This window comes from Paenibacillus sp. FSL K6-1217, assembly GCF_045040735.1.
Taxonomy (GTDB): Bacteria; Bacillota; Bacilli; order Paenibacillales; family Paenibacillaceae; genus Paenibacillus_AQ.
In genome coordinates this window covers 6,647,448-6,673,294 of sequence record NZ_CP150271.1, presented here as the reverse complement: position 1 = coordinate 6,673,294, position 25,847 = coordinate 6,647,448, and the positions used below count along the sequence as shown (strand labels likewise).

The following is a 25,847-nucleotide window of genomic DNA, read 5'->3' as shown; positions in this document are numbered from 1 at the left end:
TACAAGGGTCTTGATCGTTATAGCTTCATGCGGTAGACGGCCTTATTCTCCAGTCCTCTAATGAACGGCGTCCATTCCTCCGTCTCAGGGGTGGTATCAAGGGCGTCCTCCACCATTTGCAGCTTAGCATCCATCGCATCGATATGATGCAGGGCCACCGCTTCAGCCGTCTGCGGCTGGACCGGGCTGCCCCACTCCCCCAGGTTATGATGGGATAACACCAGATGCTGAAGCGCCAGGATTTTCTCGGATTCCAGATCAATGCCGGTGCGGATTGCCGCTTCGGTAATCCAGCTGGAGGCCATGGAAATATGCCCGATCAGCTTGCCCTTCACACTATAGTCCGACACAATGCCGTACTGCGAGATCATCTCTTCCGGCTTGGCGATATCATGGAGGATAATCCCCGCTCTCATCAGATCAGGATTCAGGAACGGGCGCTGCCTGCACAGGAAATCCCCAATCTCCAGCATACGGACCATATGATAGGCAAGTCCCGCGAAATACGCATGGTGGTGGGTCTTGGCCGCCGGATAATGCATCAGCTTCTCCTCGACCTTCCCGACACAGAAATTAACAATCGCTGCAATCTCCGGGTCGGTTATGCTGGCCATCTCGTTCTTGATCGTATGGACCAGGTCCACAGGACGCACCGGGGCCGAGCGGATGAAGTCGGTCAGCGACACTCCGTCGGATTCATCGACCAGTCTGAGCTTGGTGATTTTGACCTGAAGCTTCTCGCGGTACGTATGAGCCAGTCCCCGGACCTTCACCAGCGCCATCGGGAAAAAAGTCTCTTTATCCGTTACGCTAACGTCCCAGTATTTCGCCGAAATCTGGCCGCTGGCATCACCGAGTACAATATCGAAATAATCCTTGGGAGGAGTCCCGTTCGTCTGTTTCAGCACCAGTTCTCGAAGCAGATAGAAGCCGGTGAATTCATCCTGCGGGGCTAGCTGTTTGATTAATGTCATTGTGAAGCCTCCTATGACTTACAGGCCTGAGCCTGCTGTATATATTAGTGTGTATATTAGAGGTTTGACACTCCCTTCCCAAATCCCTTTAAATTACTATACGATTGGCATTGCTATTTATGTCCCGTTTCCGGCCGTACCCCCAATATCGAAGCTCAAGTGGAAACGGCTTTGCCGGTCTTTTAAAGGACGGTATTCGTTTCAGCGAGAAATAGAAGGATAAGTTACCGTGTGCAACATATAAAATTCTTATATTTTGAAAAAAGGGCTGCCCCGGCCATTTGCACGGCCAAAGACAACCCTTAGTGAATGAATTCTGTTATTTGCCGGCGGTTTCGAGCGCTGCTTTGATTGCTTCTACCGCTTTGGCGGAGATGGCTTTCTGGGCATCATTCGCTCCGAAGGCTGCTGCACGGTATCCGTACTTATGCAGTCCTTTGCCGTTCGAGGTATTCTCGATCTCGTATTTCACCAGCAGCTCATCATCCGTGAGATTATATCTTACTTTACCCTTATCATCCAGGTAGTACACAGCCATAGTCACAGGAACATTATACTTAGTAGTAACCATAACATTTACAGTCTTATCCACACTTGCACCGATGAAAATCCCGTCGAAGTACGCGGCCTTATCCGTTTCCGTAATTTCCGCTTTACCATAAGCCCGGTCAACCGCTGCCTTCAGCGCATTGCTGCTGCTCGTAGCGCCGGATACAGCATCGACCTCTTGCGCACCTTCTCTTGTCCCTGCGGCCAGGAAGCTTGCGGTCAGCACCGGAATTGCTTTTTGAACCTCGGCATAAGCGGCTTTGCCCAGATCCACCATGTTCATGCCTACACGGGAAAGGGCTACATTTACGATCTTGCCGTTACGCAGCGTGACGTCTGCTTGGTTGGTGCCTTTATCATAAGCATCTCCGTAAGCGGTGAAGGTGCCGTCTTTATAAGTACCTTGCACTTTGGACGCATTGGTCAAAGCATCGGTCAGCGCTGCCTTCGCGGCAGCCGACAAGGCTTCCTGTCCGGTGATGTCAGCAGCCTGCACACCGCTTGCGAGCAGTCCTGCGGTCAGCTTATCCACCAGTGATTTCTGCTCTTCGGTACGCTTGTCGTCTGCAACCAGCTTGCCGTCTGCTCCGAACAGGCTCAGCTTGATGCCCGTCACCTGGTCAGCCTCGATATCAACCAGCAGCATAACCTTGGACTGATTATCCACACCGGCAAATTTACCGTCGAAGGTTTGGCCTTCACCCGGAGTCTTCAAGGCTTTCTCGAATGCCCGCTCTACCGCCTGATTCCAGCCGTGGCTGCTCTCGGTGGCTCCGGAAATCCCGTCAACCTTCTCATTATAATTGGCAATATAAGAGCCGTTCGCCAGCAATTTGGCTGTCATCGGAGCATTGGCCTTCACAACCTCCGCATAGGCGGTTGTCCCTCTGTCAATCAGGTTGTTGCCAAGTCTGAACAGCTTCACATCCACCAGCTTGCCGTTGCGGATCACAATATCCGCTCTCTCCACGCCTACGCTTCTTGCAGTACCGTAGGAAGAGTAGAATCCGTCAACATAAGCAGCCTTATTGTTGATGCTGGCATTCTGTTCGGCGTCCCAGAAGGCGTTCACTGCGGATTTGGTCTCAGCCTCGAAACCGGCTACCGGCTGCGCTCCTGCACCTTTGGCAAGCAGTGCAGGGGTGATTGCTGCAATGGCCGCAGTCTGTTCAGCCGTATACGTCTTCTCATCCACGAAGTCTCCGGTAGCGCTCAGCGGATACAGTTTAACTGCAGTCAGCTTGTTGGCTTCATAGGTAGCAAACACTGCGTATTTGGCCTCAGGGTCTACACCCATATGGACGCCGCTGAAATAAGTCGCGTCTGCCGCTTGGTGCTCCAGCGATCGCTCAAAAGCTCTGTCTACGGACAGCTTCCAGCCTTCGCTGGTGCGGGTTGCGCCGGATACAGCGTCAACTGCAGCCGCGCCGTCTCTGGTTTTGCCCATCAGTCTGTCTTTCATCAGACCGTAAGCCACCCATACGCCGCTGTAATTCTCACGGGCATTGCGGTCAATGATCTTCGGACTGGTGCGGAGCAGCTCGATATCGGCGATCTTGCCGTCTTTAATCGTTACCTTCGCACCCTCTGTCCCTTTGGAATACGCATCTCCATAGGCAACATATACTCCGTCCTGATATACAGCTTGGTGCACAGTAACTGGTGTGGCTGTGGCCGCTGGCTTAGCGCTTGCTAAAGGCTTCGCAGAAGCCTTGGCGGATGCTGCCGGTGCAGCAGTTGCTGCTGGCTTAGCGGTTGCTTTAGCTGTTGCAGCAGGTTTGGCTGTCGCCTTCGGGGTGGCTGCCGGTTTGGCTGTTGCCTTCGGGGTGGCTGCCGGTTTGGCTGTTGCCTTCGGAGTGGCTGCCGGTTTGGCTGTTGCCTTCGGAGTCGCCGCCGGTTTGGCTGTTGCTTTCGGGGTGGCTGCAGGTTTGGCTGTCGCCTTCGGAGCTGGTTTAGCAGTCGCTGCCGGCGCTTCTTCCGAGGCTGCTGAAACCGCATCCACCTTCAGGTTCAAGGCCGGTGCGTTAATCGTGTAGGCTAACGGCGCGAGCAGCAAGGCTGCGCTTACAGTCAAAGAAATTAGTTTTTTCAAATGCGTATTCTCCTTTAGTATATCCCCAGTATTATGTAGCGTTTTCAAACCGGTTGGTTCCATTCACTTCCTTCTGATGACGAGGAGCAGCCGACTCCTCCTGAACGTTACCCACTCCTTTCTTCATTCCTGCTCGGCCCAGCCCGTGTAAGAAAAGTTGCATCTATATATACAATCTTTCAAAAGGTGAAACAATTCACATAGTAGAGTGAATTATTTCACATAAGTGGACTTCAAGCTGCTGGTCAATATTTCTGGCTTGATGGTAACAAAATTGAAACTCTTTTCTCTGTGTAGAAAATCACACACCCTATAAGAAACATCACTTTTTTGCAATAACACAAAATATATATTTCTCCTGCCTCTCATAATCTCCCATATCCTCCTTCATATGATAGCCATGCGATATATTATATTGTGTGTTAGTGCTTAACTATGATAGTTTTGAATGATGTCATGTTCAGAGAAAGGAGCAACAACTGCTTATGAATCAGTCGAGTATAGGCGTGATTCTTGCTCAGATCGGAACTCCTGACGCCCCCAGCGCCAAGGCGGTCCGTCCCTATCTTAAGCGGTTTCTGTCTGACCGCAGAATCATTGATTATCATCCGCTGCTCTGGCAGCCGCTGCTGCGCGGCATTATTCTGCGCACCCGTCCCCGCCGGTCCGCGAAGCTGTACCAGGAGATCTGGATGGAAGAGGGCTCACCTCTGCTGGTCCACTCCAGAGCCCAGCAGGCAGCCCTCCAGACCCTGCTGGGCAGCAGCTATCAGGTCGAGCTGGGGCTTGCTTACAGCACACCCGGCATGGCTGAAGCCTTCCGCAAGCTGGAAGCTTCAGGAGTGACCCGCATTATTGTCCTGCCCTTATTCCCGCAGTATTCCTCGACTACAACAGCATCCGTCTATGAAGCTGCAAGCTTCGCGGCCCTCGGACGGCACAGCCGCTACGGGCAGGTATCCAAGCGCTTCGTACCGGCACTTCGGTTCGTAGAAGCCTACCATGATGCGCCCGGCTATATCGCAGCCATGCAATCTTTATTGCAGCGGCAGATCCAAGGAATGAGCGAAGAGCCGGATTATTATGTCCTTTCCTTCCACGGCATTCCCCGCCGCTATGCCGAGACCGGCGATCCCTATCCGCAGCAGTGCCGGGAGACCGGCCGTCTGCTAGCTGAAGCTATGGGCTGGACCCCGGATCGCTGGCAGCTCTCCTTCCAGTCCCGCTTCGGGCCGGAGACCTGGGTGGGTCCGTCCACTGCCGATACGCTGAAGGAGCTTAACGGGCGCGGAATCCGGCGGCCGCTGATTTTCTCACCCGGACTTGTCACAGACTGCCTCGAAACGCTGCATGAGCTGGCCGTAGAAGGCCGGGAACTCTTCGCCACAGGTGGCGGGAGCGCTGAGAGGCTCGAAGTAGCCCCTTGCCTCAATGACACGGAAGAATGGATCAGCTTCCTCGCAGAACTGGTAAGCGGCACAGCCCGGGGCTGGCACCCCCGCGCCGTAGAATAATAATAAGCCGCCCGGTCTACAGGTATCTTCCTCCTGTGAACCGGACGGCTTAGTTGAGTGATGACTATCTTACAGTAAGCTGTTTATATTGGGCAGTCAGTTCCTCGAACCACTGCTTATCCTGCAAAGTCAGAGCAAAATCAATCAATTCGGCAATCTCATCAGGCTGCAGATCCGGCGAATCCTTGAAGCTGATTTCTGCCGAAGCCGTCGCTTCCCCCTCCGAACCCTCCGCAAAATCATAGGAGAACATCAGCTTGATATCACTCTCCAGAAACTCATTGCGCAGGAAGTAGAGTACCTCACACATCAGAACCGGTCTGACATGGCTCTCGAACACACAATCCATGACCTTAGCCCAATAATGCTGGTTGCTGAGATGCAGTTTATCGTTGGTCAGCAGATACTGCTCACCCTGAAAATCATTGACAAATTTCAGTTCAACCGGCTCCATTTTAAAAATACCGGCAATTTGCTTTCTGGTGATATTCAAGATGTCCTCTGTTTCTAATCTCATCATTCTCATGCACCCCGTTTCTCATATTCGGACTATCTGTATATGCTGCAAATTCATGATTCGACAATAATTTTAACTAATTTACAAGTATTATCGTCTTTTCCGCACCTATAGTTAATGCTTTTTAATTAAAAGTTTAAAATTTTCTGTTTCACGCCGTGAAAAATCGGTTAATTAATTTCTTTTTTTTCAACTGGGTTGCCACACACGAACAAAAAAAGCCATCCTAACGGATGAAAAGGATTACCTTCACGCCAGCACAATGTATGCTGTTTTTCACATACATTCGATCCATGCGCCTGCGTGGTAGACAATGTATGCTGTTTTTGGCATACATTTGGGCCATGCACCTTCGCACCAGCATAATGTATACTGGTTTTCGCATACATTCGGGCCTGCGCCTCCATGCGAGCACAATGTATGCTGTTTTTCACATACATTCGATCCATATGGCCCTTTACCTTACACACACCTTGTCCACAACAGTAGGAAACTATAGTTCCCTCTACAACAAAAAAGCCATCCAGTCTGCAAAAGACTGAATGGCTCCATATTAAGATATGACTGTACCTTCCCCCGGTATGGTGTTCCTCTGCCTTAGCTAACGAACAGCGGCACCAGTTGAATTCCCTCTTCCGGGGAGATCCGCACCAGGCCCTTATCGGAGATCCGCAGTGTCGGGATGACCGCCAGCGCCAGCAGGGACAGCGTCATAAAAGCATAGTTCAGCGTACAGCCCGCGTCATATAGCGCTGTGCTGATGGCAGCGGACTGCGCGGCGGCAATCTCAAACGGCTCTGCGGACATCAGTCCGGCAATCGCCAATGGGAACAAGGTGGTCCCGGCAGCGGTAATCACCGCAACACCGCCTTGCGCTTCCGCCACGGCGTTAGCCGCCTGCGCCATCAGTCCATCCTCATTGCCGATGACCAGCACATTATGGCTGTCGTGAGCTACCGTCATCGCTATGGCCGCAGGCTCGCGGAAGCCGATGCCCTGCACAACCCCAACGGATTTGTTGCCGGTTCCCTTGTGCCGCTCCAGAACAGCGATTTTGCACAGGCCGTCACGGACCACCAGCTGCGAATCAGCCACCGGCAGACTCATGATCAGCTCGCCGGTCTCCACATGATTCTCAATGACCCGGATGACCCGCGTGGCCAGAACACCTTCCTCAATGGGCGCGTGAATCACGAAGTCTGCAGGAACCGGAGGCTGCGGCAGATGCACGGAGGCCAGCACTTCATCCGGGTACGTGTATGGACTCAGCTTAGCCTTCATACTTCCGTTCTCGGCTACGACAACGCCAGCCGCAATCGTCAGGACCACATGAACATCGGCCAGGTTCCCGTCCAGCAGAATGATATCCGCACAGGAGCCCGGGGTGATGGAGCCGATATCACGGGCTACGCCGAAACGCTCGGCTGTGTTGATCGTTGCCATCTGAAAAGCCGTGACCGGCTTCACGCCCTGGGCGATCGCGTGGCGGACCACAAAATCCATATGCCCCTCATCCCGCAGCGATTCGGAGCTGCGGTCATCCGTCACCAGCATCATCCGGCGCGGGTCCAGACCGTGCTCGGTATGGGCGGTGATGGTTTTGGCGACATCATGCCAGGCGGAGCCGCGGCGCATTTTGGCATACATCCCCAGACGTACGCGTTCGATGACATCCTCCGCTGTCACACACTCATGATCACCGGTTACCCCTGCTGCGGCATAGACCGGAAGTCTCCAGTCATCCGAAGGCCAGGTGAAATGCCCGTCAACATATCGCCCCGCACGCAGGGTCGCCTGAATCTCTCCAAGCATCTTCTCATCGCCGTAGACCACACCCGGGAAATTCATGACTTCGCCGAGCGCAATCACATCCTCGCCCCAGGTGTAGGCTTCCGCCACTTCCTCCGGCCCGATGGACGCGCCGGTCGTCTCGAATTCCGCACCTGCTGAAGGTACACAGGAAGCCACCTGCATATAGGCAGCCAGCGGGGTGCCCCGCATCTCGTCCAGCATCAGCTTGATGCCCTTAAGCCCGAAGACATTGGCAATCTCATGGGCATCGAAAAAGCCTCCGGTCGTCCCCAGCGGCAGCACAGCACGGGCGAACTCCGTCACCGTCAATTGAGTGCTCTCGATATGGCAGTGTCCGTCAATCAGGCCGGGAGCGATGTATTTGCCAGCTGCGTCAATAACCTGCGTATACTCCCCGATCGTATGGGAGACGTCCTTGCCGACATAGGCAATACGCCCGCCCTGTACAGCTACGGACATGCCGTCCAGAATCTCCCCGGAGCATACATTGACCAGCTTGCCGCCTGTAATGACCAGTGTTGCCGGCCGGTCTCCCCGGGCTGTAGCTACTAGCTCCGGTACGCATTCGGCCAATGGTTGTCGTGTATAAGTCATCATGTGCACTCCCTCCCGGTAATTATATAAATTGAACTAATGACTTTGATGTTTTAGGATGAGCCGTGACTCCAGAGAAGTTTTGGACTTCCGGCCGCTGTTGTCTACAGATTTCTTGATGAAACCGCTGCTAGCGGTTGAAATCCGGCGACTAGCTGATGCTTACGATGCGAGCTTTCCTTCAGAAAGCTTTCAGGCGGACGCTATCGCTCCTACAGTTCCAAAATTCTCCTCCGCCACTTCTCCCTTAACTTAAATGCTTAAGTTCAATTTATATAATTTTGTTATTTATTCTTATCTTTTTAGCAAAAACGGCCCTGACACCCCTAAAGGGGGTGCAAGCCGTTATTGAACAAATCGCATTGTATGATTATCTTACTTTTGATTCATATACGTCAAGTGCCGCCTGGACGCCCGCTCCGGCAGGCACTGCGTATCCATGGCGGATAAGCACAGCCTCCAGCGCGCCAAGCAGACGCAGCACATTATTCTCACGGCAGCTGAAGCCCATGGTACCGATCCGCCAGATCAGGCCCTGTAACGGCCCGAAGGAGCTGGCGATCTCAATGCCGAAACGGTCCAGCAGCATGGAACGGACAGCTTCCCCGTCTATGCCCGCCGGAATGAGCACACAGGTGACTACCGCCAGCTTGCTCTCCGCATCCCCGTACAGTACAAGCCCCATGGCTGACAGACCGGCAATAAGGGCCCGCTCATGGAATCTGTGCCGGGAATGCCGGGCCTCCAGGCCTTCCTCCAGCACCAGCCTCAGACCTTCCCGCAGGGCGTAGAGCATAGAGGTCATCTCCGTATGGTGATTGAGCCGCCGGGGACTCCAGTAATCCTGGAGCATGCCCAGGTCGAAATAATTACTGCGCACCACCGGCAGCTCACTGGCGCTGCCTGCGCCAGTTCTAAGCCCGCGCTCTATCTGCTTGCGCTTCTGCAGCTTGGCCTCAGCCCGGTCATTGTACGTAACCGGGGCCATGCCCGAAGGGATGGACAGGCATTTTTGCGTTCCGCCGACCACGGCATCCAGCATCCAGGCATCCGTCTCTACCGGCACTCCGCCGATCGTTGCCACCGCGTCCACAATCAGCAGCGCATCCTGCTCCCGGCAGGCCCGCCCGATCTCGGCCAGCGGCTGCACACGGCCTGTAGAGGTTTCGCCGTGAACTATCGCCACCACATCCGGCTTGAAGCTCCGTATAGCTGCAATTACCTCCTCCGGCGGAAAGACATGGCCCCAGGTCTGTTCAATCGTAAGCACCTCAGCGCCGCAGCGTTCGGCAATCTCATGGAGCAAATGGCCGAAACGGCCAAAGACCGGCACCAGCACCCGGTCCCCCGGCGCAATCAGGCTGACCATCACCGCCTCGATGCCGGAACGTGAAGTCCCGTCTACCGGATAGGCCCACTGATTTCTGGTAGCGAACAGCTCACGCAGCATTTCCATCGTCTCGTTCATGATCCCGGTGAATTCAGGATCGAATTGTCCCAGCACCGGATAAGACATCGCCCGCAGCACACGCGGATCAACCTCCACAGGGCCGGGGGTCATAATGCACCGCAAGGACGGCGACAAATCTTCGTACCGCTTCATGATTCTCTCCCTCCAGACTTCCAACGATCAGAGCTCACTATTATTTAAAATGCACTTAAGATTACTACTCTAAGCCTCGTCGTCGCTGCGGTGAACATTTGGACTTCCGGCCGCTGTTGTCACCAGATTTCTTGATTTGTGCCGCTTTTCGCGGTGGAAATCCGGTGACAAAGGCGGACGCTATCGCTCCTACAGTTCCAAATTTCCCCTCCGCTTCTTTTTGCTTTTTGTTAATTTTTTAGTGCTTCTTATTCATAAGCTAATCCATATAATATAGCCGTCAGCACTTCCAGTCCGGCAGCGAGATCCTCCGGGGAGGTGTACTCCGCGGGAGAATGGCTGATCCCGCCCCGGCTGGGCACGAAGATCATCGCGGACGGGCAGCGCGGGGCGAACAACTGGGCGTCATGCCCCGCACCGCTGACCATGCTCAGGCAGGATTTTCCCTGCCTGAGGCAGATCTCTTCAAGTGCCGCGCGCAGCTCCTGATCCATGTGGGCAGGAGCGGTCTCCAGCAGCAGCTCTGTCTCAAGCGTCAGGCCGCGCCTGCGGCCAAGCTCTGCGAACTCCGCCAGGAGCGCTGTGCAGAAGCGCTCCAGTCTCCCGGCTTCGCTATGCCGGATATCCAGCGTGAACTGCACTTCCCCGGGGATCACATTGGATGTACCCGGATAGACTTCGAGCCGTCCGGTCGTGGCTACCAGAGGATCACCCTCCGCCAGGGCGGACCGCTCCACCGCCAGCAGCATCTCCGCACTCCCGGCCAGTGCATCCTGCCTTAACCCCATCGGCGTAGTCCCTGCATGATTAGCCGTCCCGCCGACCCTGACAAGATACCGCCGCTGTCCGGCAATGGCCTCCACAACCCCGATTCTCCGGGAGGTCCGTTCCAGAATAATTCCCTGTTCAATATGCAGCTCGACATAAGCGGCGATTTCGCTGCGTTCAGGACTCCCTTTGCCCCAGCGGCCTCTCACCTCTCCAGCTTCTGATCCAGCTTCCCCTCCGGCTTCTGACCTAACATCCGCTAATCTGCCGCTTCCCTCCGCTCCAGCCGCCGCTTCAGTTGCTGCCTCATCCTTCCCTCCCAAACCGCAAGCCGCCATCGCTGCCCCCAACGTGACCCCTTCAGCATCTGCGCAGTCTAGGTATTCCCCGCCGCTGTATAGCCCGGTCACATTCCCCGAGCCCCAGAACGTCAGCGGGAAGCGGCTGCCCTCTTCCTCGCAGAAGGACACCACCGCAAGCGTCCGCAGCGGCGGACCGAAGGTCTCCAGAAGATAATGCAGCGCGGTTACGGCAGCCGCCACTCCATAAGCGCCGTCATACCGTCCGCCGTTCACCACCGTGTCGATATGCGAGCCGGTCAGGATAACCTTATCGCTCACCTGTGTACCGGCCAGTGTGCCATAGACATTGCCCACCTGATCCATCCGGACTTCAAGCCCGAGTCCAGCCATTCTCTCCTGCAAAAAATGCTGAACCCCGTACCACTCCGGCGTATACAGCAGCCGGGTAACTCCGGGCCCAGGAGCGCTGAAGGCTGCGAGTTCATCCAGCAGCTTCAGCAGCTCCCCGGCCGGGACCTGCGGGACCGGCGGCTTCATAGCCCCGGCTGGCTGTGCTTGATCCGCAGCCATTCCCCTCCGCTGCCATTGGCGATACCTTCTGCGGCTGTATAGACAACATTGCCCCGGCAGATGGTTGCCGTTACCTTGCAGGATAAGGTCATTCCGACATAGGGACTATGCCGGTGGCGGTACAACAGATCCTCGGCACGCAGCGTATAGGCTGCATCAGGATCAAGCAGCACCAGATCGGCATCCAGCCCCGGAGCGATAGAGCCCTTGCTCCCGTCCAGCCCGAACCGCCGGGCAGGCGCACCGGACAGCAGTGCCGATATCTGCGTAACCGGCAGGCCGCGCACATGAACGCCTTCATGGAACATTAGTTCCAGACTGCTCTGGGCACCCGAGATCCCGCCCCACGCTTCCATGAAGGACAGCCCGGGGGCCAGTTTCAATGCGGGAGGACAGGGGGAATGATCGGAGGCGACCAGATCCATCCAGCCCGCAGCCAGTGCCGCCCACAGCCGTTCCCGCTCCTTGCTGCTGCGCAGGGGCGGCGCGCATTTGGCCAGCGGCCCGAGGGTCTCCATGCTGTCTTCATCCAGAATGAGATAATGGGGACAGGTCTCTGCGGTCACATCCAGGCCGCGCAGCTTGGCCTCATGAATCAGCTCCAGGGCTGCCGCTGTGCTGATATGGACGAAATGCAGCTTGCAGCCGGTCCGCTCACTGTACAGCAGCGCCTTGGCTACAGCCTCCAGCTCCGCTTGCGGAGGGCGCGAAGCCGCAAAATCCCGCGCACTGCTGCGCCCGGCGCGCAGTGCCGCCGCCCCCAGCGCCGAGGTTATCGCTTCGCTCTCCGCATGCAGGGCGAGAATCCCGCCGGTTGCGGCGATCCGAAGCATCCCCTGATACAGGGTATCATCGTCCACCTCACGGAACCGGCCCTCGCCTTCACCGCCGGGATTCGAGATGAACGCCTTGAATCCGGTAACACCCGCTGCCGCCAGTCCCTCCAGCTCCTCCAGATTGCCGGGCACAAGGCCGCCCCACAGCACATAATCCACGACCGAGTTCCCGGCTGCGGCATCCGCCTTCAACCGGAGCGCCTCCAGATTCACCGTCGGCGGATTCCCGTTCAGCGGCATATCCGCATAACAGGTGCAGCCGCCGGCCGCAAGAGCAGCCGACCCGCTGCGGAAGCCCTCCCAGTGACCGAGCGCAGGCTCATTGAAGTGAACATGCATGTCGATCATGCCGGGCAGCACATATTGGCCTTCCGCATCCAGAATTCTGGTCTCGGACGATGCCTGTAAGGCTTCGCCCAGCGCAGCGATTCTGCCATCCTTCACCCCGATCTCAAGCCTGCGGACATCTCCGGGCAGGACCACCTGTCCGTTCCTGATGATAAGCTCGTAACCTTCTTCCTTCATGATAGGCCCACCTCCGGTCTATTGGCTTAAGATTAGATGCAGCGGTACACTTAACTGCCGAGTTAACTCCCGCGATAAGTGCTGTATCCTCCAGGTGCAACCAGCAGCGGTACATGGTAATGGGCAGAGGGGTCCGGCATATTGAAGCGGATCGGAATCTGGTCCAGGAACGGGATTACAGCGCCCGCTCCCTCCTCAGCCTCCGGTTCTCCCGCACCAGCCTGAGCGCCCCGGAAATAATCACCGGCCATAAATAGCAGCTCATAGCTTCCGGCCTGCAACTCTTCTCCCGCCAGCAGCGGAGCGTCCAGCCTGCCGTCCTCATTCGTCACCGCCTCACGCAGCAGCACAGACCCTCCGGCATCCAGCCGCCAGAGCTGAAGCGACAAGCCCGCCGCAGGCTTCCCCTGTGACAGATCTAGCACATGGGTTGTCAGCCGTCCGTTCATTCCAGACAAATGCGTCACCTTCCTCCTATAATATGCAGTGAGCTGCCTCTATTCCGCCCCCAGCAGATCCTCCAGCCGAAAACGGGTAATCGCACCAATCTCCAGCAGCGCCTGCTTTTGCTCCTCCTCAAGCGAACGGCCCACCCGCTCACCGATGGCGCTAAGGATCTCTTCTTTCGTTTTGCCCCGCACGGCGAAGATGAAGGGGAAGCGGAATTTCGCTGTATAGGCGGCGTTCAGCCCGGTAAGCTGCACGAATTCCTCCGGTGTCAGCCGGTCCAGTCCGGCCCCCCGCTGCTCAGCCGCTGACAGCGGACTGACCGCAAGTCTTGTCGCCAGATCCGGGTGAGCTCTCAGCAGCGCCAGCACCTGGCCCGGCTCCGCATGCCGTGCTGTCTCCATCATGGCAGCATGCAGCTCCTGCACCGAATCGAACGGACGCCTGCTGTACACCCCCTCTGCTACCCAAGGCGAATGCTCGAAGATGCCGCCGAGATGTTCCACAAAGTCTGTTTTTGCCATTGAGTTAATCTGCTCCAGAGTTAACCGGTCCGCCGGTATATTCATAGGCCAGCCTCCTTCCCTCTAATTTGCATATTACCGCCCGCGCCACTCCAGCTTAGAACCGCTGTTCCCGGATATAAGGCGTTCCCAGTGATTCCGGCGTACCGGAGGGCTTGTTGCGGTTGCGGTATCCCAGATACATCAATACGAGAATGGTTACGACGTAAGGAATCATTTTCAGAAAATAGGACGGAACCGCGCTTCCCAGCAGCTGAATACGGAAACCCAGGGAGTCGAGCGCTCCGAAGAAGTAAGCGCAGAAGAGAGCGCGCAGCGGATTCCATCTGGCGAAAATCACCAGCCCCACGGCGATCCAGCCCCGCCCGGCGGTCAGCCCTTCATTCCAGGTCGGCGCATACGCCAGCACCATATCCGCACCGGCTAGCCCAATCAGCGCAGCTCCGGCAGTAACATAGCAGTAACGGATCAGCTGCACACGAATCCCCATGACGTCCGCAGTAGCCGGATTGTCGCCGACTGCCCGCAGATGCAGCCCCCACGAGGTATGGTGAATTAGCAGATGCAGGACAAGGACGAGCAGAAGACTGAACCAGGTCAGCATATCGAGCCTGCCAAAAAGCTCCCCGAGCACCGGCACCGGCTTCAGGATCTCCAGATCCAGCTTGGGCAAGCTGCCGGGAAGCGGAATGCCGCTGATCGGCTTGCCCACATAAGCGCTAAGGCCGCTGCCAAACAGCGTCATGGCCAAGCCCGACATCGTCTGATTCGCCCGGAGCGTGACACATAAGAACGAATGAACCATGCCCAGCAGGGCTGTAATGGCTACTGCAGAGAGCAGCGCCAGGATCAGATTCCCGCTGCGGATGTAGACAATGCAAGTCGTCACCGCCCCCATCAGCATCAGCCCCTCCGCACCAAGCTGGATGATGCCGGCCCGCTCGGTGAGAATGCCGCCCAGGGTAGCCAGCAGCAGCGGTGTTCCGGCAGAGATGGCGGCGATTAATAACTGTGTAGTGAAATCCATGAGTGAACTCCCTCCTGTACGAGAATGCTGTTATGCGCTCCGGCGGATGCGGAACCGGTGAATCATGTCGCCGGCAATCAGGAAGAACAGGATCGCGCCCTGCAGCATTTCCGATATGGACGAAGGCAATCCGATCGTCTGGACACTGTAGCCGCCCACAATCAGGCCGCCGAACAGGATCGAAGTCACAATCAGGCCCAGCGGATTCAGCTTGGCAAGCCACGCTACGATGATCGCCGTATAGCCATAGCCCGGGGAGATCCCCTGCATCAGCTTATGGGTAACCCCGGACACCTCTGCCATGCCGGCAATCCCGGCAAGACCGCCGCTGATCAGCATGACGATGATGATATGCTTCTTGATATGGATTCCCGCATAACGGGCCGCCGTAGAATTGGCGCCGATCAGGCGCAGCTCGTAGCCCCAGCGGGTGAAGCGGATCATCAGATAATAGATCAGCACGGCCACGAGGCCGAAGACCAGCCCGATATGCAGCCGGGTGCTCCCAAGCACCGGCAAGGACTGTGCAGCGGTGAACATCGGCGATCCCGGGAAGTTGAATCCCTTCGGGTCCTTCCAGGGGCCGAACACTACATAATCCAGAGCCAGCAGGGCCACATAATTCAGCATCAGAGAGGTGATCAGCTCATTGACTCCGAAATGGGTTCGCGGCACCGCCGTCATCAGACCCCACAATGCTCCGGCTGCTGTACCGAAAACCAGCATCAGCGTGATGGACCAGAAGGAAGACAGGTCAGGGAAATAGATCGTTACCGCCGTAGCCGCCATAGCGCCTACTGTGAGCTGGCCCTCCGCCCCGATATTCCACACGGAGATCCGGTAAGCCACAGCAATGCCTAGCCCGCAGAGCAGCAGCGGGATAGCCTTGACCATGGTTTCTGTGAAGCCGTAGGAGGTGCCGAAGGCTCCGCGAAACATTTTCTCATAGACGACCAGCGGACTCATTCCATTGGCGGCGATGAATACCGCACAGAGCAAGAGCGCCAGCACAACGGACAGGATAGGCGTCCACCACGGGGAGCGGGTGCGGCTTGAATCATATTCCAGCCTGAGGGCGTACCACCTTCCTCTGCGGCCCGCCAGGGGCGTCAGCATTGCAGATTCACTACCAGGCTTCGGACTCATACGGCACTTCCCTCCCTGCCCCGGATACCCGCCATCATCAGGCCGATACGCTCCCGGTCCGCTTGCTCATGATCGCTCTCGCCTATAATTGAACCGCCGTAGATCACCAGAATGCGGTCGGATAACTGCAGCAGCTCATCCAGATCCTCGGAGATCAGCAGCACCCCGCTGCCGGAGCTGCGCAGCTCCATCAGCAGCTCATGCACCCCTGCCGCTGCGCCGACATCCAGCCCTTGTGTCGGATGCACGGCCACCATCAGCTTCGGACGGTGGCTGACCTCACGGGCGAACAGCAGCTTCTGCTGATTCCCGCCGGATAATTGCTGCACGGGAGTATCCAGCTCAGGTGTCTTCACATTGAAGCGGCGGACCAGCTCCTGCGACCAGGAGCGGTTCCTGGCCGCCTTCAGGAAGCCGAACCGGGAATGCTCCCCGCTGCGGTAAGACTTGAACAGCAGATTGTCAACAGAGCCCAGCCGTCCGGCAAGGCCGCTCTTCATCCGGTTCTCCGGCACATGCGAGATGCCTGCATCGATGGCTCCTCTTACCGAAGCTGTTTTTACAGGATTGCCGTCAAACCGGATCTCGCCTGTCCTCCACGCCCGAAGTCCTGTCAATACCTCCGCCAGCTCCTTCTGCCCGTTGCCTGCGACTCCGGCCACGCCCACAATCTCGCCTTCATGGACGGTAAGCGACAGGGCATCCAGCGCCTTGCGGCCATGATCCGCAGCCACCTCCAGATCACGGACGATCAGTAGCGGCTCTCCGGCAGTCGCTTCGCGCTCCTGGCGGCTGATCGTCACCTCCCGGCCTACCATGAGCCGGGCCAGCTCCAGCTCATCCGTCTCGCCCGTGATCAGCGAAGCAATCATTTTCCCCTTGCGCATGACGGAGATCCGGTCCGAGGAGGCCATGACCTCCTTCATTTTATGCGTGGTCAGGATCACCGTCTTGCCCGCCTGCTTCATCACCTGAAGGGTCCCGAAGAGCTGTTCTGCCTCCCCCGGCGTCAGCACCGAGGTCGGCTCATCCAGAATGATGATGTCTGCCCCCCGGTAGAGCGTCTTGACAATCTCAACGCGCTGCTGCTCGCCGACAGACAGCTGCCAGATTGGCCGGTCTACGGGAAATTTCAAGCCAAACTGTTCTGCTAGCGCCTCTATCTCTTCATGCTTATGCTTCATCCACCTGCTGCCGCGCCAGAAAGACGACTTTTCGCCAAGCACGATATTCTCCGCCGCCGTAAGGCTCTGCACCAGTCTGAAGTTCTGAAAGACCATGCCTACACCAAGGAGTGCCGCATCCTTCGGAGAACGGATTCTGGCCGGTTTGCCGTGCAGGAGAATATCTCCTGCGTCCGCCCGGTACACTCCTGACAGCATGCTCATGACTGTGCTTTTCCCTGCCCCGTTCTCCCCGAGCAGCGCGTGAATCTCCCCCGCATTCGCCGAAAAATCAACCTGATCGCTGGCCGTTACAGCACCGAATCTCTTCACTATCCCGCGCATTTCAACCGAAGGGTCGTGCATGGTGATACGCTCCTTTCAGGGTAGTTATAGTACAGGTGGGGAAGGCTCCGACATCCGGAACCCGCCCCACCCGTAAGGCTGTGCTGTATGAAGATGTAGCTGCTCTTATTGCGGGATGGTGCCTTCGACGCCCTTGACCAGCCAGTTCATGCCAAGCACCTCTTCCAGCGTCAGCTTCTGGCCGTCCGCAACAGTTACATTACCCTTGTTATCTGAGATAGGTCCGGTAAATACCTCCAGCCCGCCGCTGATGATTTTGGCCTTGGCCTCTTCCACCAGCTGCTTCACATCCTCGGGAACCTTGTTGCCGAAGGGGGCAAGCTCCACCATGCCGTCCGCCATATCGCCGGAATACTGCTCGCTTTTCCAGGTTCCGTCCATCACGGACTGAACAGCTTTTACATAATAAGGGCCCCAGTTCCATACAGGATTGGTTAAGTAGTTATCCGGTGCATACTTGCTCATATCCGAGTCGTTTCCTCCGGCAAAAGCTCCCCGTTCCGCCGCAGCCTGAAGGGTAGCCGGTGAATCCTGATACGCCAGCAGGACATCCGCCCCTTTGTCGAGCAGGCTGATTGCCGCCTGACGTTCCGTGGCAGGGTCATACCAGGTATTCGTCCACACCACATCCACCTTCACCGCCGGGTTGACGCTCTGTGCGCCCAGCGTGAAGGCGTTCAGATTATAGATCACCTCGCTGATCGGGAAGGCTCCCACATAGCCGAGATGATTTTTCTTCGTCATTTTGCCTGCCGCGATCCCGGACAGATAACTTGCCTGATAGTTTTTGCCGAAGTAGGTGCCCATGTTCTCGGCTGTCTTGTAGCCGGAGGCATGCAGGAACTTCACGTTAGGGAATTTGCCGGCCACGTTCAAGGTGAAATCCATATAGCCGAAGCTGGTGGTGAACACGATGTCATGGTTTTGCGCAAGCTCGGTGATGATCCGCTCGGCATCGGCGCTTTCCGGTACATTTTCTACGAAATCCGCCTTGATCCCAAGCTCCTTCTCCATATACAGACGCCCCTGGTCATGCTGATACGTATACCCGCCGTCACCCGGAGGCCCGATATAGACAAAAGCAACCGTTGGCTTCTCCGTTGCCGGCTCTGTCGTGGCCGCTGCCCCGCTGCCCGCCGGTGTACTCTCCGCCGCAGGCGCTGCCGTTGCTGCCGTGCCTGAATCAGACCCCGTATTATTCTTCGCACACCCCGTCAGAACCACCGCCAGCAGGAACATCATGATGACGCTGAATTTGAATGCCTGACCCCTTCGTTTCATAATTCTCCTCCTCCAGATATCTCTTCTAATGGCTACAGCCATTAATGTATCTCTACTATACTGAGGAGCAGCAGCTACGTAAATTTATATAACATAGCTTTGGATTTTCAGATAAGAAGCGGCGCCGGTTTTGTGCTTCATGCATGAAGACATCTCCAACAAAGTGTAAACTGCGTAATATAACCTCACATAATTGTGAAGACGAATGATTTCACTGTCTATTACCGCCCCGCATGCTCCATTCTCTGCGGAACTCCCCGAAGCTCTCTGGCGGCCCTGCCTCTGCAAACGGCTGAACAGGCTCTTCCGGCAGGATAATCCCCTTATACTCCTCAGTCCGCATAATGGCGGATATGCCCTCTTCCTCATCCAGCTCCTGCAGTCCGCCGAACAGCGAACTGGCGAACAGGGCAGGCGGCATGAGCAGCCCTTCCTGTGCACTTGTGACATATTCAAGCTCCGGGTGCTGCTCATACACTTGGATCAACCGGCGGATCTGAGCCGCCGCTACAAACGGCTGATCCGCCGCCGCAATGACCACCGCATCCGGCCGGAGCGAAGCTACAGCATTCAAGCCGCAGCGCAGTGAAAAGGACAGGCCCAGATGGGCCGTCAGACAAGTCTCAATCCGCCGCATATTCTCCCCCTGTCCGGCAGGCGGCAGCCAGCTAAGCGGATCATCCGCACGGACCACCACAACCAGCGGCGCAAGCCCGCAGGTCTCCAGCTCACTGAGCATCGCCGCACCGGCTGAGCCCGCGCCCGCCCTGTTCAGAGAACCTTCCGAGGCCCTTGCTCCATTACTGCGGCCTGCTGCCAAAAAGATTCCGGCCACCTTCATTGTTCTCCACTCCTTTTTTTGGGCAATCCGCTGAAAGGAAGACGGTTATTCTCGCTCCAGCATGCGGCGGAACAGGAATACCAGCTTCAGCTTCATGAGATCATTGATTTTTTTGAAATCGACATCCAGCAGCTCGCTGAGCTTCTCCATCCGGTAAGTGGCCGTATTGCGGTGAATAAACAGCTTCTTGGCCGTCTCGTTCACATGGCCGTCATTCTCCAGATAGACCTCCAGCGTGTGGAGCATCTCCTTAACATATTCCGGTTCCCGGCTAAGCAGTCCACGGAGACTGCCGTTGTAGTAACGTTCCATGGTCTCTGCCGGAATCTTGCTCAGCAGCAGATCCAGCTCCAGCTGGCGGTAATGCACCACATTTCCGTGCGCGCCCCATTGCCGGGCCATCCCCATACATTCCTTAATCTCGGCAAAAGCTTCCTTCAGCCCTTCCGGCTTCAGCTTCACGCTGCTGACAGCAGCCTGCGGATAATCCCCCTTATCGAACTTCAGGTTGTCAAAGCATTCCTGTATCAGCGCCCGGAAGGACTCCGGCTGATGCGTACCGGCCGGATACAGCGACAGCAGCCCCTCCTCCACAAGGAAGTGAATCGCCTGCTGCCCTTGCAGCGCCGGATGCTCCGAATACTCCTCCTTCAGCCGCAGCAGCTCTCCCTGCCGGGCTTCTCCCGCAGCGGGCACATCGGTAAGCAGCAGCTGGAAAGGGGACTGAAGCAGCGTAATCTCCAGCCGGAGCGCTGCCTGCGCCAGCTCTGCATATTTCAGCCCGTCCTTCAGGAACCGCCGCAGCAGCCCGCTGAATTCCCGGTGTCCGGCCTGCTCGAAATAATCCTCCAGCCCGCTATGAATATGATAAGAAATCAGCTCGGCCCCTTGTACGAACAAGCTTTCTTCCACAGGCAGCAGCAGAGGATCAATATCGTAATAATGAAGGTAGCCCAGGCATATCCCCGCTTGCAGCAGCGGAATCCGGTAGCCGGTACCCCCGCCGAGCCGGATGCGCTGATTGCGGGGCTGCCAGGGCCAGCCTTCCAGCAGCTCACTCTCGCCGTATCCCGAGTTGTTGAAGACTACCATCCCCCGGTTGTTGGTTACCGCCAGCGGATAACCGATGATCCCGGAGACGGAATCGAGCAGCGGACGGCTGCGCCCGGAACGCAAGGCGAGACGCATCAGCAGCCGCTGCTTCTCCATCATGCTCTGCAAGGCACTGACGCTGCGCGACAGCTCCGCGCGGAACAAGCCGTTCATCTGGTCGGAGAAGGTGAACTGGAACGGCAGCTCGATCAGCGGGAAATTCAGCTGCTCCGCTTCCGCAATCAAGGGCGGCGGCACAGCCTCCCAGAACCGGCCCAGCTTAATGCCCAGACCCGCTGACCCGCGCCGGTTCAGCATCTGCACCAGTGCCGAGGCATCCCCCGGACTATCCTTGATCAGATAGGCTGTGGTCAGCAGCATTTCCCCTTCCTTGATCCAGTCCGAGATATCGGGAGCATCCATTACATTGATCGATTTCACAATCCTGTGCTTCCCCTTGGAACCGGCGATAAGCTTAGCTTCGGATAAAGGATAAATGGACAACGCTTCTTCCACCGTAAGATGCATGGCCACCCCTCCTTCTGTATCTTCATAATAGGTTCATTGTAGATCCATTCGATTCATATGTTACTTTATGTAACATTATAGATAAAATAACCGCTGTTGGAAAGAGAAAAGTTATAGATAGGATTATTTGTGTTAGTTAACATTACATTAATGACGGCAGCGACTCTGTTTTGGTCTCATGAAGCTGCATATGGCCCACGTATCTTCGCAGTTGCCGGATGTATTCTGTTTTCCGCATACATCTGGCCCACATCCCTCGCAGTTGCCCAATGTATGCTGTTTTCCGCATACATCTGGACCACTCACCCTGTATCTACTGATTTTATGCTGTTTTTCGCATACATCCTGCCCGCTCACCCCGCATCGGCCAAATGTGTTCGGTTTTTAGCATACATATGGCCCGCTCCCCCAGTAATGGCACATTGGATGCTGTTTTCCGCATACACTGAGCAATCAGCAAATAGCCCTGGTTCTCTTAGTACAGAGAACCAGGGCTATGACTTCCTACTTCCATACCTCCTGTATCCAGGACAGGAGTCTGAGATCTTGTCCTTGCCCGCCGATGATGGACAATCCCAGCGGCAGTCCGCCGGGGCCGGGCACCGGCAGCGTAACCTGCGGCAGTCCGGCCAGTCCGGCCAGGCAGCTGAGCATCATGGCGCTGCTGCGGCTCCGCTCCAGCTGCCCGGGTCCGGCGCCGCGCAGCGGGGCCGGACCCGGCACAGTCGGAAGGACGAGACAGCCGTCCTTCCCGAGCAGCGCCCGCAGCCGCCGAGTGATCCGGCTGCGCAGCATAGCGGACGGGCTGTGATCCGCCCCGGCCAGCCCCGCCGCCCAAGCGAACCGGGCGGCAATATCCGGCCCGAAGACCGGCTGCTCCCGCCCGATCCACTCCCCATGGGTTGCCCAGATCTCGGCACCCTGCAACTCGCGGAAGGCGTCCATCAAGGTCTTCAAGCCCTCTGGGGCAATCACGGCTTCATCAGCCTGCAAGGAGGCGCCTGCCTGAAGCTTGTCCAGCCCCTGCTTCAGATAGCCTATGCAGTCCGGTTCCGTGAGTGCCCAGCATTCCGGGGAGATGAACATCCGGGACAGCCTGAGGTCTGCGCCGGACTCTTCAACCGACTCGCCACTGCTCTGCTTCATGCTATTCTCCATGCCCTGGGCAACTACGACGCCGTCCGCAGACCCGAGCAAATCGCCCACCTTCTTCCTGTTCTCCCCGTCACAGGCATCTCCGCCTCTGTCCGCAATTTCGAGCAGATCGCCCGCCTTTTTCCTGTTCTCCCCGTCACAGGCAACTCCGCCACTGTCCGTAGCCTCAAGCAGAACGCGCCCCACCTTCAGCAGTAGCTCCGTGCTTCCCGCGATCCAGCCCACCGTGTCAAAAGCCGGGGCCAGCGGAATAACCCCCTCCAGGGATACCGCCCCGTGGGTCGGACGATAGCCGAATACACCGCAATAAGCCGAAGGAACCCGGATAGAGCCGCCCGTATCCGTACCGAGGGCGAAATCTACGCTTCCCGAAGCCACCGCCACCGCAGATCCGCTGGATGAGCCGCCGGGAATCCGGTTCTCCCCGTGCGGATTCACCGGGGTGCCGTAATGATAGTTCTCTCCGCCAAGGCTGTACATCAGCTCATCCGTATGGGCAGCCCCCCGCAGCGTAGCTCCGGCTTCCAGCAGCCTGCGCACAACCTCTGCATGGACTGCCGCCGTTTCATGACTGCGCAGCCAGTCCGGGTTACCGGCGGAAGAACGGTGCCCCGCCACCGCAAAGACATCTTTTACCGTGAAGGTCAGACCGTGCAATACCCCGTATCCGCTGCCGGGAACCTCAAGCTCCGGGGCAAGGAATGCACCGTGCCGATTATTAAGAACCATGCCGCTCCACCCTCTCCCTCCCGGACCAACCGGATTATTCTATCCTTATCCCCTTAATCACTCTGCCTTCTCCTCTTCTAGTAGAGCAAGTAAGGGATGAAGCTGCGTTTAAGCCGAGAATTCGGCGATAGTTGTATTTTGTACATCTAAACACCGTGAAAAGACAAGTTTTCCTTTTCTAACTGTACTCTGTACAACTAAATCTGCCCGAATGGGCGAAAATTCAAGTACAGAGGTATTTTAATTGTACGAAATACAGCTAAACGGAGATTCGGCGGCACATTCGAGGATTTAGTTGTACAGATTACAATTAAGCTGACCCCTTGCACTCTGATAGGGCCGCGCCAAACCTTCCGCAAGCGATTAGTTAAAGTAATTTTCACAAGTTGAAATCTGATGCTCTATTAGTCTTCCTGTCTTCCATGTCTTCCTATCTCCCTATCTCCCTATCTTCCTGTCTTCTTCTCTCCCAGCCATACTCTAACCGCCTACCACCCGATAGCTACCCCGTCAGAGCGAGGGTCCGTCCCCCCACTGCGGTAGCCATTACCATCAATCGAGATGGCGTGGGCATGCCCCATCACCCCGTCATAGCTCTCTGCCTCACGGACAAGATGGCCCGCTTCCGCCAGCTCTGCCCGCACTGCTTCCGCCACCCGGTTCTCGATCCTCAGCTCCTGGGTCGGCTCCCCCCAGGTTCTGCCCCAGACGAAGCGGGGTTCGCTTACTGCCGTCTGCGGGTCCATCCCGTAGTGAAGCATGCGCGTGAGCAGCAGGGTCTGTGTCTGCGGCTGCCCTTCACCGCCCTGTGTGCCATAGAGATAAGCCGGCTTCCCCTCCCGGCAGGCCATCGCCGGCATCAAAGTGTGGAAGGTGCGCTTATGCGGCTCCAGCGTATTGACATGGGCAGGGTCAAGTGAGAAAAAAGACCCGCGGTTCTGGAGCAGAATCCCCGTATTCCCGGCTACCACCCCTGACCCGAATTCGAAATACAGACTCTGGATGAACGACACCGCGTTGCCCTCTTCATCCACCACAGCCGCATACGCCGTATCCCGGCCGACCGGTTCGCTGCTGAAAGCAAGCGCCTTACGGGCAGAGATCCCGCCCGCAAGCTGTGCTGCATAGGGCTTACCCAGCAGGCGGTCCAGCGGAATGCTGCTGAAGTCCGGGTCAGTGAGCACCTGGTCGCGGTCACGGAAGCTCAGCTTCAGCGCCTCCACCAGCAGATGATAATACTCATAGGAGCCGTGCCTGATCTCCGCGAAGTCAGAATGCTCCAGGATATTAAGCGCTAGGAGCGCCGTGAAGCCCTGTGAGTTCGGCGGAACCTGATAGACGGTATGCCCATGGTACTCTGTCTGGAGCGGCTCTTCCCAGCTGCCCTGGTGGTCCGCGAAATCATCGCGGGTCAAGTAACCGCCGGAAGCGCGCATGTAGTCACAGATTTCTTCCGCAATGCTCCCTTTATAAAAAGCATCCCGGCCTCCCGCCGCAAGCAGCCGCAGCGTCCCGGCCAGCTGCCGCTGTACAAACCGCTCTCCCGCCGCCGGAATCCGGCCGCCGGGAAGATAGACCGCCGCCGCTTCGGGCGACAGCGCGGCTCCGGCCAGAACGCTGCCGCTGTGTTGATCCGGCGACAGCGGAAAACCCCCGGCGCTGTAGCCGATAGCCGGCTCCAGCACCTCGGCCAGGGTCAGCCGTCCATACTCCCGCTGGACGGCTGACCAGCTATCCGCCATTCCGGGCACCGTAATGGCGCTGCGCACCCCCCGCCGGGGAATAGCTTCCTCCCCGGCATAGCAGTCCCGGCGGACGGCGTAGCCTGAGCGTCCGCTGCCGTTGTAGGCCCGCACACGCCCTTCGCCGGCGCTGTAGCATAGCCAGAAGGCGTCGCCGCCGAGCCCGGTCATATGCGGATAGACCACAGCCAGCGCCGCGCTGACTGCAACGGCCGCATCATAGGCGTTGCCGCCTTTGGCCAAAACTTGCGCGCCCGCCGCCGAGGCCAGATAGTGCGGGCTGACCACCATCGTTTTCGTTCCGATTACAGGTCCTCTGCTCATAGGCCACCCCCGCCTCCCTTCCCTGCCGCTTAAGTTAGTGTCATTTAACAGCACGCCCGGAGCCCCTGTCAACGGCCTCAGCGGGACCATACATGTGCCGCCGCTTATTTTGTGAGCCATGCACAAACTTTAGGACAGAAGCAGACGATGCGGAGCGGGCCTTTTCACACATCAACATCCCCTTATTTCAGGATGTATTGCGACAGCACAGCCTGCACCTCATAAATATCGACGGATTTGTTGAAGGTTTTCTTCAGCGGCAGTCCCGCGCCCGAGATATACAGGCACAGCTCCGCATCCAGGTCGAAATGCCCCGCCGTCTCCACCGAGTAATGGGAGATGCTTTTGTAGGGAACGGAGTGATATTCGGTTTTCTTGCCGGTCATGCCCTGCTTGTCTACAAGAATCAGCCGTTTGTCTGTGAAAATAAACATGTCACGGACCAGCTTATAGGCGCGCTCAATCTTTTCATGCGGAGCCAGAATCCGTCCATATTCCCGCTGTACCTCCCCCAGCTCCACCTGGGTAGCATTGCCTAACAATCCGTTAAAAATCGCCATAGCTCTCCTCTTTTCCGCAGCCAATATGGGGGCAACGCCCCTTCGCCACACTCCATACTACTTGCCGAACCATGCATTTATGTCTCAGTGCGAACAATTCTCCCTTGCTTATTCCGGGATTTTTGGGTACACTAGCTTTACATTTATCAAAAAGGAGGTGTAGGAGAATGGATCACAATCGGACCAACAGTGTTAGCAGCCGGCTGATTAATATTATGGCTGGCATCGTTCATGCTAAATCGGACAACGGGAGAAGTCTGTCCATT

The 25,847-nt window shown here is 56.9% G+C and carries 19 protein-coding genes; 1 reads left to right on the top strand and 18 read right to left on the bottom strand.

All coding sequences use genetic code 11. The features are described 5' to 3' along the window. Positions 1-17: 17 nt before the first annotated feature. On the bottom strand, positions 18-974 hold the full coding sequence (locus tag MHH28_RS29470) for a 3'-5' exoribonuclease YhaM family protein (RefSeq protein WP_405108517.1): 957 nt from the start codon (positions 972-974) through the stop codon (positions 18-20). A gap of 319 nt (positions 975-1,293) precedes the next feature. Continuing rightward, a complete protein-coding gene (locus tag MHH28_RS29465) occupies positions 1,294-3,615 on the bottom strand; it encodes an FMN-binding protein (protein WP_405108514.1) in 2,322 nt (773 codons plus the stop codon). Positions 3,616-4,100: 485 nt separating this feature from the next. Here MHH28_RS29465 and hemH point away from each other — a divergent pair, with 485 nt between their 5' ends. Continuing rightward, entirely contained in the window at positions 4,101-5,129 is a 1,029-nt protein-coding gene (hemH, locus tag MHH28_RS29460; RefSeq protein WP_405108512.1) for a ferrochelatase, read from the top strand. Positions 5,130-5,193: 64 nt separating this feature from the next. Here the strand turns inward: hemH and MHH28_RS29455 are convergent, their stop codons facing one another. The 16 genes from MHH28_RS29455 to MHH28_RS29380 all read right to left on the bottom strand — a co-directional run bounded on the left by MHH28_RS29455 (position 5,194) and on the right by MHH28_RS29380 (position 25,581). Beyond that, entirely contained in the window at positions 5,194-5,622 is a 429-nt protein-coding gene (locus MHH28_RS29455) for an IDEAL domain-containing protein (protein ID WP_405108509.1), read from the bottom strand. 621 nt (positions 5,623-6,243) lie between these two features. After that, positions 6,244-8,052, bottom strand: a complete 1,809-nt coding sequence (locus tag MHH28_RS29450; RefSeq protein ID WP_405117308.1) for an adenine deaminase — start codon at positions 8,050-8,052, stop codon at positions 6,244-6,246. Positions 8,053-8,422: 370 nt separating this feature from the next. Then, positions 8,423-9,655, bottom strand: coding sequence for a pyridoxal-phosphate-dependent aminotransferase family protein (locus MHH28_RS29445; RefSeq protein WP_405108506.1), 1,233 nt, complete (start codon positions 9,653-9,655; stop codon positions 8,423-8,425). Positions 9,656-9,903: 248 nt separating this feature from the next. After that, the gene (locus MHH28_RS29440; RefSeq protein WP_405108503.1) at positions 9,904-11,262 is read right to left on the bottom strand and encodes a Zn-dependent hydrolase; all 1,359 of its coding nucleotides are present in this window, start codon (positions 11,260-11,262) and stop codon (positions 9,904-9,906) included. Continuing rightward, entirely contained in the window at positions 11,259-12,656 is a 1,398-nt protein-coding gene (gene allB, locus MHH28_RS29435; protein WP_405108500.1) for an allantoinase AllB, read from the bottom strand. The genes MHH28_RS29440 and allB overlap by 4 nt, the downstream gene beginning before the upstream one ends. 62 nt (positions 12,657-12,718) lie before the next feature. Next, entirely contained in the window at positions 12,719-13,105 is a 387-nt protein-coding gene (uraH, locus tag MHH28_RS29430) for a hydroxyisourate hydrolase (RefSeq protein ID WP_405117307.1), read from the bottom strand. Positions 13,106-13,153: 48 nt separating this feature from the next. After that, the gene (gene uraD, locus MHH28_RS29425) at positions 13,154-13,672 is read right to left on the bottom strand and encodes a 2-oxo-4-hydroxy-4-carboxy-5-ureidoimidazoline decarboxylase (RefSeq protein WP_405108497.1); all 519 of its coding nucleotides are present in this window, start codon (positions 13,670-13,672) and stop codon (positions 13,154-13,156) included. Positions 13,673-13,724: 52 nt separating this feature from the next. Continuing rightward, positions 13,725-14,654 (bottom strand): ABC transporter permease, encoded by a 930-nt coding sequence (locus tag MHH28_RS29420; RefSeq protein WP_405108494.1) that lies wholly within the window; start codon positions 14,652-14,654, stop codon positions 13,725-13,727. A 30-nt stretch (positions 14,655-14,684) separates the two neighbouring features. Then, positions 14,685-15,800: an ABC transporter permease gene (locus MHH28_RS29415; protein ID WP_405108492.1), complete on the bottom strand. Its 1,116-nt coding sequence runs from the start codon at positions 15,798-15,800 to the stop codon at positions 14,685-14,687. After that, positions 15,797-17,329 (bottom strand): ABC transporter ATP-binding protein, encoded by a 1,533-nt coding sequence (locus tag MHH28_RS29410; RefSeq protein ID WP_405108489.1) that lies wholly within the window; start codon positions 17,327-17,329, stop codon positions 15,797-15,799. Before MHH28_RS29410 ends, MHH28_RS29415 begins: the two co-directional genes overlap by 4 nt. 105 nt (positions 17,330-17,434) lie before the next feature. Beyond that, a complete protein-coding gene (locus tag MHH28_RS29405) occupies positions 17,435-18,610 on the bottom strand; it encodes a BMP family ABC transporter substrate-binding protein (protein ID WP_405108486.1) in 1,176 nt (391 codons plus the stop codon). A gap of 211 nt (positions 18,611-18,821) precedes the next feature. Beyond that, complete coding sequence (locus tag MHH28_RS29400; RefSeq protein ID WP_405108484.1) at positions 18,822-19,451, bottom strand: NTP transferase domain-containing protein; 630 nt, start codon at positions 19,449-19,451, stop codon at positions 18,822-18,824. Between the two features lie 45 nt (positions 19,452-19,496). Next, positions 19,497-21,071, bottom strand: a complete 1,575-nt coding sequence (locus tag MHH28_RS29395; protein ID WP_405108481.1) for a PucR family transcriptional regulator — start codon at positions 21,069-21,071, stop codon at positions 19,497-19,499. 504 nt (positions 21,072-21,575) lie between these two features. Then, positions 21,576-22,955 carry an amidase family protein gene (locus tag MHH28_RS29390; protein WP_405108479.1) on the bottom strand — a complete coding sequence of 460 codons (1,380 nt, stop codon included), beginning with the start codon at positions 22,953-22,955 and terminating at the stop codon, positions 21,576-21,578. A 488-nt stretch (positions 22,956-23,443) separates the two neighbouring features. Next, the gene (gene ggt / locus MHH28_RS29385; protein ID WP_405108477.1) at positions 23,444-25,021 is read right to left on the bottom strand and encodes a gamma-glutamyltransferase; all 1,578 of its coding nucleotides are present in this window, start codon (positions 25,019-25,021) and stop codon (positions 23,444-23,446) included. A gap of 182 nt (positions 25,022-25,203) precedes the next feature. Beyond that, the gene (locus MHH28_RS29380) at positions 25,204-25,581 is read right to left on the bottom strand and encodes a PH domain-containing protein (RefSeq protein WP_405108474.1); all 378 of its coding nucleotides are present in this window, start codon (positions 25,579-25,581) and stop codon (positions 25,204-25,206) included. Positions 25,582-25,847 lie beyond the last annotated feature (266 nt).